General features: G+C 60.3%; 13 protein-coding genes. 8 read left to right on the top strand and 5 right to left on the bottom strand.

The annotated features are described in order from the left end of the window. Positions 1-203: 203 nt before the first annotated feature. Together WCA85_RS30285 and WCA85_RS30290 are read right to left on the bottom strand one after the other, a co-directional pair. A complete protein-coding gene (locus WCA85_RS30285; RefSeq protein WP_424068557.1) occupies positions 204-1,787 on the bottom strand; it encodes a DUF1800 domain-containing protein in 1,584 nt (527 codons plus the stop codon). Between the two features lie 219 nt (positions 1,788-2,006). Beyond that, positions 2,007-2,339: a hypothetical protein gene (locus WCA85_RS30290; protein WP_424068558.1), complete on the bottom strand. Its 333-nt coding sequence runs from the start codon at positions 2,337-2,339 to the stop codon at positions 2,007-2,009. 230 nt (positions 2,340-2,569) lie between these two features. Between WCA85_RS30290 and ompR the strand changes: the two genes are divergently transcribed. The 4 genes from ompR to WCA85_RS30310 all read left to right on the top strand — a co-directional run bounded on the left by ompR (position 2,570) and on the right by WCA85_RS30310 (position 6,167). After that, on the top strand, positions 2,570-3,304 hold the full coding sequence (ompR, locus tag WCA85_RS30295) for a two-component system response regulator OmpR (protein ID WP_006048917.1): 735 nt from the start codon (positions 2,570-2,572) through the stop codon (positions 3,302-3,304). A gap of 44 nt (positions 3,305-3,348) precedes the next feature. Continuing rightward, on the top strand, positions 3,349-4,698 hold the full coding sequence (locus tag WCA85_RS30300) for an ATP-binding protein (protein ID WP_424068560.1): 1,350 nt from the start codon (positions 3,349-3,351) through the stop codon (positions 4,696-4,698). A gap of 320 nt (positions 4,699-5,018) precedes the next feature. Then, a complete protein-coding gene (locus WCA85_RS30305; protein WP_424068562.1) occupies positions 5,019-5,567 on the top strand; it encodes a peroxiredoxin in 549 nt (182 codons plus the stop codon). A gap of 75 nt (positions 5,568-5,642) precedes the next feature. Further along, positions 5,643-6,167 (top strand): carboxymuconolactone decarboxylase family protein, encoded by a 525-nt coding sequence (locus tag WCA85_RS30310; RefSeq protein ID WP_424068564.1) that lies wholly within the window; start codon positions 5,643-5,645, stop codon positions 6,165-6,167. A 982-nt stretch (positions 6,168-7,149) separates the two neighbouring features. Here the strand turns inward: WCA85_RS30310 and ispF are convergent. Together ispF and ispD are read right to left on the bottom strand one after the other, a co-directional pair. Then, positions 7,150-7,629 (bottom strand): 2-C-methyl-D-erythritol 2,4-cyclodiphosphate synthase, encoded by a 480-nt coding sequence (ispF, locus tag WCA85_RS30315; RefSeq protein WP_424068566.1) that lies wholly within the window; start codon positions 7,627-7,629, stop codon positions 7,150-7,152. A gap of 33 nt (positions 7,630-7,662) precedes the next feature. After that, entirely contained in the window at positions 7,663-8,373 is a 711-nt protein-coding gene (gene ispD / locus WCA85_RS30320; protein WP_424068568.1) for a 2-C-methyl-D-erythritol 4-phosphate cytidylyltransferase, read from the bottom strand. Between the two features lie 119 nt (positions 8,374-8,492). On the opposite strand from ispD, the gene mfd reads away from it, so the two are divergent. From mfd to mscL, 4 genes are all read left to right on the top strand, one after another. Continuing rightward, positions 8,493-11,972 carry a transcription-repair coupling factor gene (gene mfd / locus WCA85_RS30325; RefSeq protein WP_424068578.1) on the top strand — a complete coding sequence of 1,160 codons (3,480 nt, stop codon included), beginning with the start codon at positions 8,493-8,495 and terminating at the stop codon, positions 11,970-11,972. A gap of 155 nt (positions 11,973-12,127) precedes the next feature. Further along, entirely contained in the window at positions 12,128-13,384 is a 1,257-nt protein-coding gene (gene argE, locus WCA85_RS30330; RefSeq protein WP_424068570.1) for an acetylornithine deacetylase, read from the top strand. Positions 13,385-13,531: 147 nt separating this feature from the next. Beyond that, positions 13,532-14,554 carry a threonine/serine dehydratase gene (locus tag WCA85_RS30335; protein ID WP_424068572.1) on the top strand — a complete coding sequence of 341 codons (1,023 nt, stop codon included), beginning with the start codon at positions 13,532-13,534 and terminating at the stop codon, positions 14,552-14,554. Positions 14,555-14,644: 90 nt separating this feature from the next. Further along, entirely contained in the window at positions 14,645-15,091 is a 447-nt protein-coding gene (mscL, locus tag WCA85_RS30340; protein ID WP_424068574.1) for a large conductance mechanosensitive channel protein MscL, read from the top strand. 178 nt (positions 15,092-15,269) lie between these two features. Here the strand turns inward: mscL and WCA85_RS30345 are convergent. Continuing rightward, the coding region (locus WCA85_RS30345; protein ID WP_424068576.1) for a response regulator at positions 15,270-15,756 on the bottom strand (487 nt) is incomplete at its 5' end.

Genomic DNA, 15,756 nt, shown 5'->3' on the forward strand with positions numbered 1-15,756 from the left:
GGGTTGGGTGCGGCCTGCGCGGCGAACGCGCTCGGCAGCCAGAGCGAGGCGCCTGCCGCGCCGGCCATCGAAAGAAAATCGCGCCGTTTCATGCTGCACCTCTCCTGGCTCTTGTGGCTTTTATGGCTTTTGTGTTGATGGCTGCGCGCGTTACGCCAACACTCAGTATCGCCGGCGACCGTCCCAATACGACGCGCTTCACGTCACTTCAACTGAAAAGCTGGGTCCATCAACAGCGCTTCCAGATACGCGCTGCCGCTCGAATCCGTTTCGATCGCGTCGACCGGCGTGAGCGGCAGCACCGCGTGCTGCAACTGCAACTCCACGGATAGCCCGGGCTTCGCTGTCGGCGCCGTGTGGTACTGCGCGAGCCAACCGTCGATATCGAAGCGTACTCCGCCCTGCCCCGCTCGCGCCATCGCGCGACGCAGCATTGCTGGGTTTTGCGGGTTATCGCTCATACCGGACGGCGGGTGGCGTGGCGCGGCAGCTTCGGTGGCGCGGAAAAGCTGTTCGACAAACTGCTTGCGCGCCAGCAGCGTCGTGCTGTTGATCCAGTCCTCGCCGCCGGGCCAACCCTTCACGTTGGGCGGATAAAACAGGTTCTCGCCCAGCGTGCGCATCTCGCCGGTAAACGGTGCCGTGTTGTCATAGCTGATGTCGAACTCGCGCAGTGTGCCGACCACAAACTCCGCTGGCGACTTCGCTAGCGTGCCGCGATTCGCCTCATCCCAGAATGCGTCGCTTAGAAAGAGACCGCGCAGCGCGATCTTTATGTCGTAATGACTGGCTCGGAAGCGCGCGGCAATCGGTGCTATCTGGGTAGGGGCTGGCGTATCGGAGACAAACTCGCGCCACAGCTTGGTGGTAACGAAGGTCGCCGTCTCCGGCTGCGCAAGCAGGATGTCGAGCACCTGATCGCCGTCGAACCTGCCGCTCTCGCCGAGTACCGTCTTGGCGCCGTCGTCATGCTGGTTGGTGCGCCATACGTAAGCCTGGGTGTCCGGGTCCAGGCTCCAGCCGGTATAGGCGCGCGCAGCCTCCGAAACATCGCGTTGCGAGTAGTGCCCTTCACCTAATGTGAAGAGTTCCATCACTTCGCGCGCGAAGTTCTCGTTGGGCTTGCCCTTGCGATTGCCCGCACCGTCGAGGTACTGCAGCATCGCCGGGTCTTTGGCCACGGCGTGCAGCAAGTCGCCGAAGTTGCCCAACGCCTCGCGCCGCAGCAGGATGTTCTGCTGCGCCATCAGTTGCGGATACCCGACCTTGTCTTGTCCCGAGGTGAAATGGTTGTGCCAGAAGAGCGTCATGCGCTCGGTCAGCGGCGAAGGTGTCGTCGCCATTTCGCGCACCCACCACGCGCGTAATTCGTCGTAACGCTGGTTTCGCAGACGTTGCTCGGCCTGGCGCTGATCGACGGTCCACGCTTTGCGCTCGTCGCGTGTCGGGATGGGTTCCAGTACCCATGCGGGCATCGGCGTGACGGCTTCGGTGTGCGTCGCCGCCAGCACTTTGTCGACCGCCTGCTCGCGCGTCAGACCGACGTACTGCGCCACCTCGGCGTTATCCGGCGCGAAGCCGACCCGGCTCAGGAAAAAACGGGCGTCATCCGCATCGAGAAGGTTCTGCGCTGGATCATCCACTGTCGCGGCGGGCGTATCGTGTACCTGCCGCCGCGCCGCATCCTGCGTGGCGCCGGCCGGCATACTCCAGGCAAGCGGGAGCGCAATCGCAATCAGCAGCAGCGAAGCCTGACTACCTCGCGTGAGGGTGAACGGCAGCTTCATCGTCAATCGTCCGTGACGGCACCGGGAAGGCATCCGCGAATGCATGCGCTTTACCCTTGTGCCGACTCAACGGCAGATTGAACCGAAAAGTTGACCAGGGAAGTGCAACGAAATTTTTCACGTGATTTGCTGCGCGCGATGAATCGCTGACGGCAGCTTGATGACAGCGCAAAATCAGAAGGCGGCCCGCACGTCACTTGACACGGCCAGCGAATGCGCCTAACGCTTGTACAACTCGCGGACTGCGTCTTCGATATGCTGACGCAACAGACGACGTTCTTCGGGTGTCATATGACCGTCGCGACGGCGTTGATCGAGATCGGGGGGAACTGCGGTGCGCATCATGACATCTGATGCAGGGTGGTCCACGACGGGATTATGCGGTTGACGGGACGATTTAAGTCCGCGGAAGCGCGGCACGCGAGGTGACGATGCCCGGTCATCAAAGGACTGGGCATGGGCGAGCGTAGGGCCCAATGTGGCCGCGAGTGTGCCGGCAACAGCCAGCGCAATCACGCTTAGGCGCACATTCGGCCAAACCCCTCCCTTCATCTTGTTCCCTTCGTGGTCCGGCAACCGGCTACCCTAAATGCGTGTACAAACCCCGGAGTGGTGCCGGGTGCGAGAATTTTTAGTCGTGTGAAGTATCCACCGAACAGCCGCATTCAGTAAAGGAGTCTACGCGTGCCCGCTTTACGTCGTGCCACACTGCGGGTAAATTTTGTAACCGACTGTAACCCCCGAATTGATGCAAACTAGCATCACTTTGTAATCGCGCTAAGATGCCGACCATGGAAACCAAAAACCCTTCGAAAATCCTCGTCGTCGATGACGATCCGCGTCTGCGCGATCTGCTGCGCCGCTACCTTGGCGAACAGGGCTTCAACGTCTACGTCGCCGAAAACGCGCCGTCAATGAACAAGCTCTGGGTGCGTGAACGCTTCGACCTGCTGGTGCTCGACCTGATGCTGCCCGGCGAGGACGGCCTGTCGATCTGCCGCCGCCTGCGCGGCAGCAACGACCGCACGCCGATCATCATGCTCACGGCCAAGGGTGAAGATGTGGACCGTATCGTCGGCCTCGAAATGGGCGCTGACGACTATCTGCCCAAGCCGTTCAACCCGCGCGAACTGGTCGCCCGCATCCATGCGGTGCTGCGCCGTCAGTCGCCGTCGGAACTGCCGGGTGCGCCGTCCGAGACCACAGAGGTTTTCGAATTCGGCGAATTCGCGCTCAACCTGGCCACCCGCACCTTGACCAAGGCCGGGCAGGAAATCCCGCTGACCACCGGCGAGTTCTCCGTGCTGAAGGTGTTCGCCCGTCATCCGCGTCAGCCGCTCTCACGTGAAAAGCTGATGGAACTGGCGCGCGGCCGTGAATACGAAGTGTTCGACCGCAGCCTCGACGTGCAGATTTCGCGACTGCGCAAGCTGATCGAACCGGATCCGGGCAGCCCGCGTTTTATCCAGACCGTCTGGGGCCTTGGGTACGTGTTCATTCCCGACGGCGCAGCCTGAGTTTGATCGCGCTTTCCGTTGTTGTTTTCAGATAAGAAGGGCCCATGCGGATCGACCGGCGCCTCCTGACGCTCGCGTTCGGCGGCCTTTTCTGGCGGACCTTTCTGTTGATCGCGCTGTTGATCGCGGTCAGTCTCGCTGCGTGGTTCCAGAGCTTCCGGGTGATCGAACGCGAGCCGCGCGCGCAGCGCGTGGCGTTGCAGCTCGTCGCCATCGTCAAGCTCACGCGCACCGCACTCCTCTATTCCGATCCCGATCTACGCCGCGCATTGCTGCAAGATCTGGAGAGCAATGAAGGGGTGCGCGTGTATCCGCGCGAAACCACCGACAAGTACAAACTCCAGCCGGACGAGTCGCTCAACCGGCTGATCGAGCATGACATCCGCGGGCGCCTGGGTGACGATACCGTCATCGCGCAGAGCGTCAACGACATTCCCGGCGTATGGATCAGCTTCAAGATCGACGATGACGATTATTGGGTCGCGCTCGACCGCGATCAGCTCGATAACGCCACCGGCCTGCAATGGGCCGGCTGGGGGGTGTTCGCGCTGGCGCTGTCGCTGTTCGGCGCGGCCTTCATCACCAGTCTCGTGAACCGGCCGTTCGCCCGGCTGGCGATGGCCGCGCGCAAGGTCGGCTCGGGCCAGTCCCCTGAGCCGTTGCCGGAGCGCGGCATGGGCGTGGCGGCCGAAACCAATCGCAGCTTCAACCAGATGGTGCAGGACCTCGAGCAGCTCGAAGCGGACCGCGCGCTGATGCTGGCCGGTATTTCGCACGATCTGCGCACGCCGCTCGCGCGTCTGCGGCTCGAAACCGAAATGAGTCCATCGGATCAGACCACCAAGGATGCGATGGTCGACGACATCGAACAGATGGACATGATCATCGGCCGTTTCCTCGATTACGCACGGCCGGTGCAAAGAGTCCCGGAACCTGTGGACCTTTCCGTGATCGCAGGAGAACTGGCTGCGCGCATGTCGTCGGAAGACGGCATGAGGCTGATCACGCGCCTGGCGCCGTCGGCAGTCATTGAGGCGGATGAAACCGACATGCGGCGGGTGATCGGCAACCTGCTCGAAAATGCGCGCAAGTATGGGCTGAGCGAAGGCGATGGCATTCCGCACGTGATTCTGGAAACACGCGTGTCGCATTCGCGTGTTGAACTGTCGGTGGTCGACGAAGGCCCGGGCATTCCAGAGGACCAGTTGGCGCTGGTGACCCGGCCGTTCTACCGGGTCGATACCGCACGTACCCAGGCGAACGGAACGGGCCTTGGCATGGCCATCGTGCAGCGCCTCGTGGGCCGTTACCGTGGTGGCCTGCGGTTGCGCAACCGCACACCAGGTCCGGGGCTCGAAGTGACGATCGAGTTTCCGCTGGCCCGTGGCGCTTGAGGCAATAAAAGCGCTTACGCAACTTAAAGCGCTCGGGAAACTTAAGGTAGCCCGCGCAGTCCAGTCTCACAGGGAGTAAGTCACCGCTCAAGGATAAAGTCCGGAGCGCAACGAATTATTCTCCAAACCGGTGCGAATGTTGATACATACGCACACTATCGGCGCAGTGAAGAAAAACTATCCGCCTTATTAGTTAAAAACTATTGATGCGATACATCAATAGAGTTATACTTGTTTTCGTGTAACGCGAGCGTTACAGCGAGCAGGTAGCTTGAACAAATTGTTTTTCAACCCATTGGCAACCTTCTGGAGTATTCCGCATGAAAACCGTTGGCGACAAACTCGAAGCTTTCACCGTCACCGCAGCCAAGCCGGGCTTCAACAACCATGAAGAAAATGGCGTGTCGGCGTTCGAGGAAATCACCGAACAGTCGTTCCCGGGCAAGTGGAAGATCATTTACTTCTACCCGAAGGATTTCACGTTTGTGTGCCCGACGGAAATCGTCGAATTCGGCAAGCTGGCCAATGATTTCGCCGAGCGCGATGCAATCTTGCTGGGCGGCAGCGTCGACAACGAATTCGTGAAGCTGGCATGGCGCCGTGAACACAAGGACCTGAGCAAGCTGAACCACTACGCGTTCGGCGACGTGAAGGGCGAGCTGATCGACCAGCTCGGCGTGCGCGACAAGGAAGCGGGCGTGGCCCTGCGCGCGACGTTCGTAGTCGACCCGGACAACACGATCCAGCACGTTTCGGTGAACAACCTGAACGTTGGCCGTAACCCGGAAGAAGTGCTGCGTATTCTGGACGGCCTGCAAACGGACGAACTGTGCGCCTGCAACCGTGCGGTTGGCGGCGCAACGCTGTAAGCATTGCAGTCGGAAGCCCGCTAAGCTTGAAAGAGCCGGCGGGCTTTTTTATCGACACCCTGATAGGAGATATCAATGGAATTCTTGTCTTCGATTAAAGCGCTTGTTCCCGATTACGCGAAGGATATTCGTTTAAATCTGGACGGCACGATTGCACGCTCATCGCTGGAGGGCACGGATGCGGTGGGCGTGGCGCTGGCGGCGGCTTTTGCTGCCAAGAGCGCGGTGCTGGTGGATACGATTCGCAATGCGGGGGTGCTGTCCCCGGAGGAAGTCAACGGCGCGCTGACGGCTGCTGCGTTGATGGGGATGAATAACGTCTGGTATCCGTATGTTGAGATGACGGATAGCGCTGATCTTAAGTCGCAGCCGGCGGGTTTGCGGATGAATGCTTATGCGTCGCATGGTGGTGTGGATAAGCGGCGCTTTGAGATGTATGCGTTGGCGGCTTCTATTATTGGGAAGTGCCATTTTTGTGTTAAATCGCACTTTGAAACGCTGGTCGCTGAGGGGATGAGTTCTACTCAACTCCGGGATGTTGGCCGCGTTGCGGCGGTTATTAACGCTGTCGCGTTGGTCGTTTCTGCTGAAGGTAAGTGAGTTTTTTGCGCTTTACTTTTAGTGCGGGGCGCTGCGTGGGGGTTCTCATGTGGCGCTTTTGTTTTTTGGCCTTTTCTTGATTTTTCTTATTGGTCTGTTTGGGTTTTTCATTTGTAATTTTCTTTACGGCGTTGGCATTTTCTTGTTTTCTTGTTGGTCTATTAGTTTTGCCCGTTGGGCTGTTGGATCGGTTTCTTGGCCTTTCCTTGATTTCTTATTGGTTTATTAGCGATGCCCCTGTGCGGGGCAGCACTCACTTTCTTTGCGGCCGCAAAGAAAGTAAGCAAAGAAAGCGGCTCACACCGCCAGCCTGTAGGTGTCCACCTCGCCAGTGAAGTGGCATTGGTCCGAAACGAGATCGTCTCTCGCGATGCCTGCGTTCGTGACACAGCACTCATCCACCCCACTCCGCACTACGTGCATCGCGGATCGGTTTGCGTGGGAAAGCGCGGTGCAGGTAGCACATTCGCGCCGTCCACTCGCGAAGATGGCGAATATCCTGCGCTCCGCCCATCCGACTCGCTAACGACGGGAAATGCCCGTCAGTTGTGTTGCAAACTCGCCGTGGGACCGCTTCACACCGCCGCCCGTCCGGCGCTTGGCGAAATACTGAGGATTCCGACAGAATTTGCAGAAGAAGAAGTTTTGCCCGACGGCGGAGCGCGCAGCGCAACGCTGGAACGGATGACTGCCTTGTCACTAGCGCGGATGGTGCGAGGGCAGATCTCGTCTCGGACCAATACCGGTTCACTGGCGAGGCGGACACCTACGGGCTGGCGGTTTGAGCCGCTTTCTTTGCTTACTTTCTTTGCGGCCGCAAAGAAAGTGAGTGCCGCCCCGCACAGGGGCATCGCTAATAAACCAATAAGAAATCAAGGAAAGGCCAAGAAACCAATCCAACAGTCCAACACCCAACATTAATAGACCAATCAGAACAAAAAGAAAAGGCCAAAAAGCAAGCGCCGCAGGCAAAAATAAACCATTAACTCCGAATCAACAAAACCGCGGCCTGCGCCTCAATCCCTTCAGCTCGACCAAGATACCCCAACTTCTCATTAGTCTTAGCCTTCACATTAACCCGATCCAGCGCCAGCTGCAAATCCTCAGCAATATTCACCCGCATCGCTTCAATATGAGGCGAAAGCTTAGGCGCCTGCGCAATCACCGTACTATCCACATTGCCAATAGAAAACCCAGCCCGCTTCACCCGAGCCGCGCACTCGCGCAATAAAACACGGCTATCCACCCCGGAGAACTTCGGATCAGCATCGGAAAAATGCCGCCCAATATCCCCCAGCGCGGCAGCGCCAAACAGCGCATCCGTAATGGCATGCAACAACACATCCGCATCCGAATGCCCCAGCAACCCGCGCTCATAAGGCACCGTCACGCCGCCGATAATAAGCGGCCGCCCCGGTACGAGCTGATGCACGTCATACCCCTGTCCGATTCTGAAATCCATAGCTTGAAGTCCGGTTAATAACGATAAAACACTTCAGGAAACCGCCGGCCGGCTGAGAATCGCCTCAGCCAGATCGAAATCTTCCGGATACGTGACCTTGAAATTGCGCAGGCTGCCTTGCACCAGCAAAGGCACATGCCCCAGCCATTCAATCGCACTCGCCTCGTCCGTCAAATCATGACCCGCCTGCTGCGCACTCAGAATCGCCTCGCGCAACATGCCAATGCGAAACATCTGCGGCGTCTGCGCCTGCCACAAGCCGTCGCGCTGCTCGGTTCTGGCAATCCGCCCGCCGCTGTCCGGTGCAATTCGCTTTAAGGTATCCGCCACCGGCAGCGCCATGATCCCGCCCACTTCGTCGTTCTTCAGCGCACCCGTCAACGCGCGGATCAGCGAGGGCGTAATGCCCGGCCGCGCGGCATCGTGGACCAGCACCCAGTCGTCGTCATGAGCGCCAAATTCGCTCAGCGCATGCAGCCCGTTAAGCACCGACGCCTGCCGCGAAGCCCCGCCACAGCGTCGCACCGCAAAGCGCAGGCCGCCAAAGCGACGGGCGTCGAAGTGCTGGTCATCCGGCGCAATCACCAGCAGCGTCTGGGTGAATTCGCTGCAAGCGTCAAACGCGGCAAGGGAAAAATGCAAAAGGTCGCGACCGGCCACGGTGCGGTATTGCTTGGGCATGGAGGCGCCGGATCGGCTGCCGGTGCCTGCGCTCGGAATCAGAGCAAAAAGACGTGAAGTCACTGGTGCGGACGCCGCGAGGTCAAAGTAAAGGACGGATTTTATAATAGGTGCTTCGCATACACGCCATGACACGCGTAAACTTGCGGCTCACGTGTGACCCAACGGCCGCCTCCCCCTTTATGCCAGACATCGCCGCATCATCGCAGTCCTCCCCGCCAGTCGCGCTAGTCAAGGCTGGCCAGCGTTTTGCCTTCGACGGTACGCATGGTTCGTCAGATGCCCTGCTGATCGCCCGCTATCACCTCGCCTACCACGAGCAGGTGCCGCTGCTGGCGGTCGTCTGCGCCAGTGCAGTCGACGCTCAGCGCCTTGCGCAGGAAATCAGCTTCTTCGCGCCGCAAGCCCGTGTGCGCCTGCTGCCCGACTGGGAAACACTGCCTTACGATACTTTCTCGCCGCACCAGGATCTGGTCTCCGAGCGTCTCGCCACCCTGCACGATCTCGGCGAAGGCCGCTGCGACATCCTGCTGGTGCCCGCCACCACGGCACTGTACCGGATGCCGCCCGCGTCCTTCATGGCGGCGTACACGTTCTCCTTCTCGCAGGGCGAACGCCTCGACGAAGCCAAACTCAGAGCGCAATTGACTCTTGCCGGCTACGAACATGTCAGCCAGGTCGTGCGTCCGGGTGAATATTGCGTACGCGGCTCGCTCCTCGACCTGTTTCCGATGGGTTCGCCGTTGCCTTACCGGATCGATCTGTTCGACGACCAGGTCGATTCGATCCGCGCCTTCGACCCCGACACGCAGCGCAGTCTATACCCCGTGAAGGACGTGCGTCTCTTGCCAGGGCGCGAATTCCCCTTCGATGAAGCCGCCCGCACGGCCTTTCGCAGCCGCTGGCGTGAAGTGTTCGAGGGCGACCCGAGCCGCGCATCGATCTACAAGGACATCGGCAACGGCGTGCCGTCGGCCGGTATCGAATACTACCTGCCGCTCTTCTTCGAAGAGACCGCAACGCTGTTCCACTATCTGCCGGAGCGCGCGCAACTGGCCTTTGTCGGCGATCTGGATGCGGCAATCCGGCGCTTCACGAACGATACCAAGCAGCGCCATAACTTCCTGTCGCACGACCGCGACCGGCCAATCCTCGAGCCGCAGCGCCTGTTCCTGTCGGACGAGGACTTCTTCACGCTCGCCAAGCCTTTCGCGCGTCTCGTGCTGCCCGGCAACGCGGGCGGCGCCTGGGCGACGCCGCTGCCGAATCTCGCCATCGATCGTCACGCCGACGACCCGGTCGCGGCGCTGCGTCTGTATCTCGACACCACGCCGAACCGCGTGCTGTTTGCCGCCGAATCGGCGGGCCGGCGTGAGACGCTGCTTCAACTGCTGGCCGACAACCATCTGAAGCCGTCATCGAGCGACAGCTTCAATGACTGGTTGCGGAGTGACGCCCGCTTCACGCTCGGCGTGTCGCCGTTGTCCAGCGGCTTTGCGGTGCCCGCCGAAGGCATCGCCATCCTGACCGAAACTGAGCTCTACGGCCCACTGGCACGCCGCGCGGGACGCCGCCGTCAGGAACAGGCGAGCAACGTCGATTCGATGGTGCGCGATCTGTCCGAGCTCAAGGTCGGCGATCCGGTCGTGCATTCGCAACATGGCATCGGCCGTTATATGGGCCTCGTGACGATGGACCTCGGCGAAGGCGAAACCGAGTTCCTGCACCTCGAATACGCCGGCGAAAGCAAACTGTATGTTCCCGTCGCGCAGTTGCATGTCATATCGCGCTATAGCGGCGCTGATCCTGAAAGCGCGCCGCTGCACTCGCTGGGATCGGGTCAATGGGAAAAAGCCAAGCGCAAGGCCGCGCAGCAGATTCGCGACACCGCCGCCGAGTTGCTGAACCTGTACGCACGCCGCGCCGCGCGCGAAGGCCACGCCTTCGCACTCGACCCGCGCGATTACGTGAAATTTGCGGAAAGCTTCGGCTTTGAGGAAACGCCCGACCAGGCTGCAGCCATCGCCGCCGTGATTGGCGACATGACAAGCGGCAAGCCAATGGACCGCCTCGTGTGTGGCGACGTGGGCTTCGGCAAGACCGAAGTTGCCCTGCGCGCGGCGTTTATCGCGGTGATGGGCGGCAAGCAGGTGGCCCTGCTCTCGCCCACCACGCTGCTCGCCGAACAGCATACGCAAACCTTCACAGACCGCTTCTCCGACTGGCCCGTGCGCATTGCCGAACTGTCGCGCTTCAAGTCGACCAAGGAAGTCAACGCGGCAATCCAGCAAATCAACGAAGGCACCGTTGATATCGTAATCGGCACGCACAAGCTGCTGTCTTCGGATGTGCAGTTCAAACGGCTCGGTCTTGTCGTCATCGACGAAGAACACCGTTTCGGAGTCCGTCAGAAAGAGGCGCTGAAAGCGCTGCGCGCCGAAGTGGACGTGCTGACGCTCACCGCTACGCCAATCCCCCGCACGCTCGGCATGGCGCTCGAAGGTTTGCGCGACTTCTCGGTCATCGCGACCGCGCCGCAGAAGCGCCTCGCCATCAAGACCTTCGTGCGTCGTGAAGAAGACGGTGTGATTCGCGAAGCCATGCTGCGCGAGTTGAAGCGCGGCGGCCAAGTGTACTTCCTGCACAACGAAGTGGAGACCATCGAGAACCGGCGGCAGATGCTCGAATCCTTGGTGCCGGAGGCGCGCATTGCGGTCGCGCACGGTCAGATGCACGAGCGCGAACTCGAACGCGTGATGCGCGATTTCGTCGCACAACGCGCCAACGTGCTGCTCTGTACGACGATTATCGAAACCGGCATCGACGTGCCGACCGCGAATACGATCCTGATTCACCGGTCCGACAAGTTCGGCCTCGCGCAGTTGCACCAGTTGCGCGGACGGGTGGGCCGCTCGCATCACCAGGCCTACTCGTATCTGCTGGTACACGATCCGCAGGGGTTGACCAAGCAGGCACAACGCCGCCTCGAAGCGATCCAGCAGATGGAAGAACTCGGCTCGGGCTTCTATCTGGCCATGCACGACCTTGAAATTCGTGGCACGGGCGAAGTGCTCGGCGACAAGCAATCGGGTGAAATCCAGGAGATCGGTTTCCAGCTTTACACCGACATGTTGAACGATGCCGTAAAGGCGCTCAAGGAAGGCAAGGAACCAGATCTCACGTCGCCGCTCGCGGCCACCACCGAAATCAACCTGCACGCCCCGGCCATTTTGCCGGCCGATTACTGCGCCGACGTGCAGGAGCGGTTGTCGCTCTACAAACGCCTCGCAAATTGTGAACACAGTGATTCAATCGACGGCATTCAGGAAGAGTTGATCGACCGCTTTGGCAAGCTGCCGCCGCAAGCGCATGCGCTAGTGGAAACACATCGGCTGCGGCTCGTGGCGAAACCGCTGGGGATTTCGAAAATCGACGCTGGTGAAACGGTCATTGGTCTGCAATTCATCCCCAATCCGCCGGTTGACGCCATGCGCATCATCGAGATGGTGCAGAAGCATAAGCACATCAAACTGGCGGGCCAGGACAAGCTGCGCATCGAGACCCGCAGCCCGGATCTGGCGGTGCGCGTGGCTACAGTGAAAGAGACGCTACGCGCACTCGGCACGCCGACCCGCGGCACGGCTGCGGCCAGCGCACGCTAGCGCTGTTTTGTTTGCGCAAGCTTCGTTTGAGTGAGGGGCGGCATTGTCCGCCCCTTTTTGCTGCGCTGCGCAACGTACACATCCGGCATAAGGATGCTTTGGCCCGTCAGCGCTTTTTGGGTATGATCGGAAGACTCAAAAGCTGGAGTCTTGTCATGTCCCACGTCGCTGACACAGCGCGTCCCGCACATTCAAACGCTTCAAACGCCTCAACCGCTGCCAACGCCGCCGCTTCTTCTCCCGCTTCGCTTCCCTGGATCACACGCCTCGTATCGATGGATACGGTCAGCCGCAATCCGAATCTCGGCCTGATCGAAACCGTCCGCGACGAACTGCGCAATCTCGGCATCGAAGCCACGCTCACTCACGACGAAAGCGGCAAATGGGCCAACCTGTTCGCCACCATTCCTGCGCACGACGGCGAAACCAATGGCGGAATCGTGCTCTCCGGCCACACGGATGTCGTACCGGTCGACGGTCAGAAATGGGACAGCGATCCGTTCAAGCCTGAAGTACGCGGCGATCAGCTTTTTGGCCGCGGCACCTGCGATATGAAAGGTTTCATCGGTGCCGCACTGACGCTCGTGCCGCAGATGCAGCGCACGAAGCTCGCCAAGCCGATCCATCTCGCGCTGTCGTTTGACGAGGAAGTGGGCTGCGTCGGCGCACCGCTTTTGCTCGCAGATTTGCTCAAACGCGGCATCAAGCCGGATGGTTGCATCGTCGGCGAGCCGACCAGCATGCGTCCGATCATCGCTCACAAGGGCATCAACGCGTATCAGTGCTGTGTGCGTGGCCACGCCGCGCATTCGTCGCTGACGCCTAAGGGGCTGAACGCGATCGAATACGCCGCGCGCCTGATCTGCTATATCCGTGAAATGGCCGACCAGTTCCGCGAGCAAGGTCCGTTCGACGAACTCTACGACGTGCCGTTCACCACCGCGCAGACCAGCACCATCGAAGGTGGCAACGCCATCAATACGGTGCCGGCCGAATGCCGCTTCCAGTTCGAATTCCGCAATCTGCCCACGCTCGATCCCGATCCCATCTTCGCGCGCATCGAGCATTACGCACACGAAACGCTGCTGCCCAAGATGCTGCGCGAGCACGCGAGCGCTGCCATCGAGTTCTCGAAGATCGCCGCAGCGCCTGGGCTCGATTCGTCAGAGCAGGCTGCGATCACGCAACTCGTGCGCGCGCTGACCGCCGACCAGGACAAGCGCAAGGTGGCCTATGGCACGGAGGCGGGTCTGTTCTCGCTGGCGGGCATTCCGAGCATTGTGTGCGGACCGGGCAACATCGAACAGGCCCATAAGGCCAACGAATTTGTCTCGCTCGACCAGTTGGTGGCATGCGAGCGTTTTCTCGGCAAGTTCATTCACAGCATGTCATTGGATGCACACGCTCAGTGAAGCTCGCAGTGAGGCCCCTACTGAAGCCAACCGGGTCCGAAGCGGATCCGATTGAATCGAAATTGGACTAGCTTAATGTCCGCAATTGCAATGAACTGCCCCGGCCTGTCTGACTCCAAGCTATAAAGGATTTGCTCTCCCCACACCATGTCCACCGCCACGCCGCAGCATACTGACCACACCATCGACGGCGAGCCGATTCCGACGCTCGACGACATCGCCGCTCAACATTTTGCGCTGGCCCCGTGGGTGGCCCGAACGCCGGTGTTCGACAAGCTCGACTTCCCGTCGCTCGAAGGCATGGTGGTGAACTTCAAGTTCGAGCTGCTGCAAGCAAGCGGCAGCTTCAAGGCGCGCGGCGCGTTCACCAATCTGCTGGCGCTTGACGAAGCACAGCGTTATGCGGGCGTCACCTGTGTGTCGGGCGGTAATCATGCGGTGGCAGTCGCATACGCCGCCATGCGTCTTGGCGTTGGCGTGAAGGTCGTGCTGTTCCGCTCGGCCAATCCAGCACGCGTCGCGTTGTGCCGCCAATACGGCGCAGAGATCGTGGTGGCGGACGGCAACGCGGAAGCCTTTGAGATGGTCCGGCGCATCGAGGCCGAAGAAGGCCGTTACTTCGTGCATCCTTTCAACGGCTACCGCACGGTGCTGGGCACCTCAACGCTTGGCTACGAATGGGCCACGCAAACGCCGGATCTCGACGCTGTAATCGTGCCGATCGGCGGCGGCGGACTGGCTGCCGGTGTATCCACGGCATTGCGCCTCGCCAATCCGCGCATTCGCGTCTATGGCGTCGAGCCGGACGGTTCAGATGCCATGAGCAAGAGCTTCGCAGCCAATCACACGGTCAAGATGGGCCACATGTTCAGCATTGCAGATTCGCTGATGGCCCCGCACACCGAGCAGTACAGCTACGAACTATGCAGACGCCATATCGAGCGCATTGTCACCGTCTCCGACAATCAGATGCGCGCGGCCATGCTGACGCTCTTCATGCAACTGAAGCTCGCTGTTGAGCCGGCCTGCGCGGCGGCGACCGCTGCGTTGCTCGGCCCATTGCGTGAGACCTTGCAGGGCAAGCGTGTGGGAGTCCTGCTGTGCGGCACGAACATCGATCCGGTCAGCTTTGCCGCCCATATCGAACGGGCCCGCGCACTCGGGTCATAGTTTCCATGTCGGGCCATGGCCCCAAAAGCACTACCCTTGACTCCTGACGTTGGCTATCATGGCGCCATCGACTTCACGGAGGACTCCCTTATGAGTATGGTCCAGGAATTCAAGGAATTTGCCCTAAAGGGCAATGTGATGGATCTCGCGGTCGGTGTGATTATTGGCGGCGCGTTCTCCACCATTGTCAATTCCATCGTCAAAGACCTGATCATGCCGGTGGTCGGCCTCGCTACCGGCGGCCTCGACTTCTCCAACAAGTTTGTCCGTCTAGGCGACATCCCCGCCAACTTCAAAGGCAGTCCTGAGTCATACAAAGACCTGCAAACCGCGGGCGTTGCGGTGTTCGGTTATGGTTCGTTCATCACCGTGCTGATCAACTTCCTGATCCTCGCGTTTATCATTTTCCTGATGGTGAAGTTCATCAACAATCTGCGGAAGCCGGCGCCGGCTGAAGCTCCGCCGCCCCCACCGACACCGGAAGACGTGTTGCTCCTGCGTGAGATCCGCGATTCATTAAAGAGCACGCCACGCTGAGTCGTCAGTCTCGCAGCTTGAACAGAAAACAGAAAGGCCTGCTACGCAATACGTCGTTAGCAGGCCTTTTTGTTGAAGCGGGTTACAACGGCGAGGCGAGACCCGGTTTTCCAGCAGCACACATAGGACGATCTCATTGCGGCGCATTCTGCGTGGCGGATTCAGCCAATACTTCGCACTACGCGGAATCCGGTCCTTGAGCCTTCTCCGCCTTGACGTTCGCCGCGTTTTCAATCAACTGTTCGAGCTGGAGGAAATTGACCGGCTTGGTCAAATGCGAGGTGAATCCCGCAGCCAGGCAACGGCGCACATCTTCATCCGTGCCGAAGCCCGTCAAGGCCACAGCCGGCGCGCCGGAGTGTTCGCGAAATGCCTTGATGAAGTCGAGCCCCGTGCCATCCGGCAGGCCCACGTCACTGACGATCAGATCGTAGGTCGTTGACTGCGTTGCCGCGAGCGCGTCGTCCACCCGGCCCGCCACCGTCACCTCGTGACCCATGCCGCGAATCAGTTGCGCCATCACGTCAGCGGTATCGACATGGTCCTCGATCAGCAGAATCGTCAGCATGCTGTCAGGGCGTCCCGCCACGGGCGCCGGCGCGACCGGTTCGCCGAGCGGCTTCGCCGCTGTCGGCAAGGTGATGGTGAACGTCGCGCCGCAGTGC

This window comes from Paraburkholderia sp., assembly GCF_049581445.1.
Classification (GTDB): domain Bacteria; phylum Pseudomonadota; class Gammaproteobacteria; order Burkholderiales; family Burkholderiaceae; genus Paraburkholderia.

Excerpts from the sequence above, each read along its gene's own strand:
- WCA85_RS30285 (WP_424068557.1), bottom strand. The coding sequence starts at position 1,787 with ATGAAGCTGCCGTTCACCCTCACGCGAGGTAGTCAGGCTTCGCTGCTG.
- WCA85_RS30290 (WP_424068558.1), bottom strand. The coding sequence starts at position 2,339 with ATGAAGGGAGGGGTTTGGCCGAATGTGCGCCTAAGCGTGATTGCGCTG.
- ompR (WP_006048917.1), top strand. The coding sequence starts at position 2,570 with ATGCCGACCATGGAAACCAAAAACCCTTCGAAAATCCTCGTCGTCGAT.
- WCA85_RS30300 (WP_424068560.1), top strand. The coding sequence starts at position 3,349 with ATGCGGATCGACCGGCGCCTCCTGACGCTCGCGTTCGGCGGCCTTTTC.
- WCA85_RS30305 (WP_424068562.1), top strand. The coding sequence starts at position 5,019 with ATGAAAACCGTTGGCGACAAACTCGAAGCTTTCACCGTCACCGCAGCC.
- WCA85_RS30310 (WP_424068564.1), top strand. The coding sequence starts at position 5,643 with ATGGAATTCTTGTCTTCGATTAAAGCGCTTGTTCCCGATTACGCGAAG.
- ispF (WP_424068566.1), bottom strand. The coding sequence starts at position 7,629 with ATGGATTTCAGAATCGGACAGGGGTATGACGTGCATCAGCTCGTACCG.
- mfd (WP_424068578.1), top strand. The coding sequence starts at position 8,493 with ATGCCAGACATCGCCGCATCATCGCAGTCCTCCCCGCCAGTCGCGCTA.
- argE (WP_424068570.1), top strand. The coding sequence starts at position 12,128 with ATGTCCCACGTCGCTGACACAGCGCGTCCCGCACATTCAAACGCTTCA.
- WCA85_RS30335 (WP_424068572.1), top strand. The coding sequence starts at position 13,532 with ATGTCCACCGCCACGCCGCAGCATACTGACCACACCATCGACGGCGAG.
- mscL (WP_424068574.1), top strand. The coding sequence starts at position 14,645 with ATGAGTATGGTCCAGGAATTCAAGGAATTTGCCCTAAAGGGCAATGTG.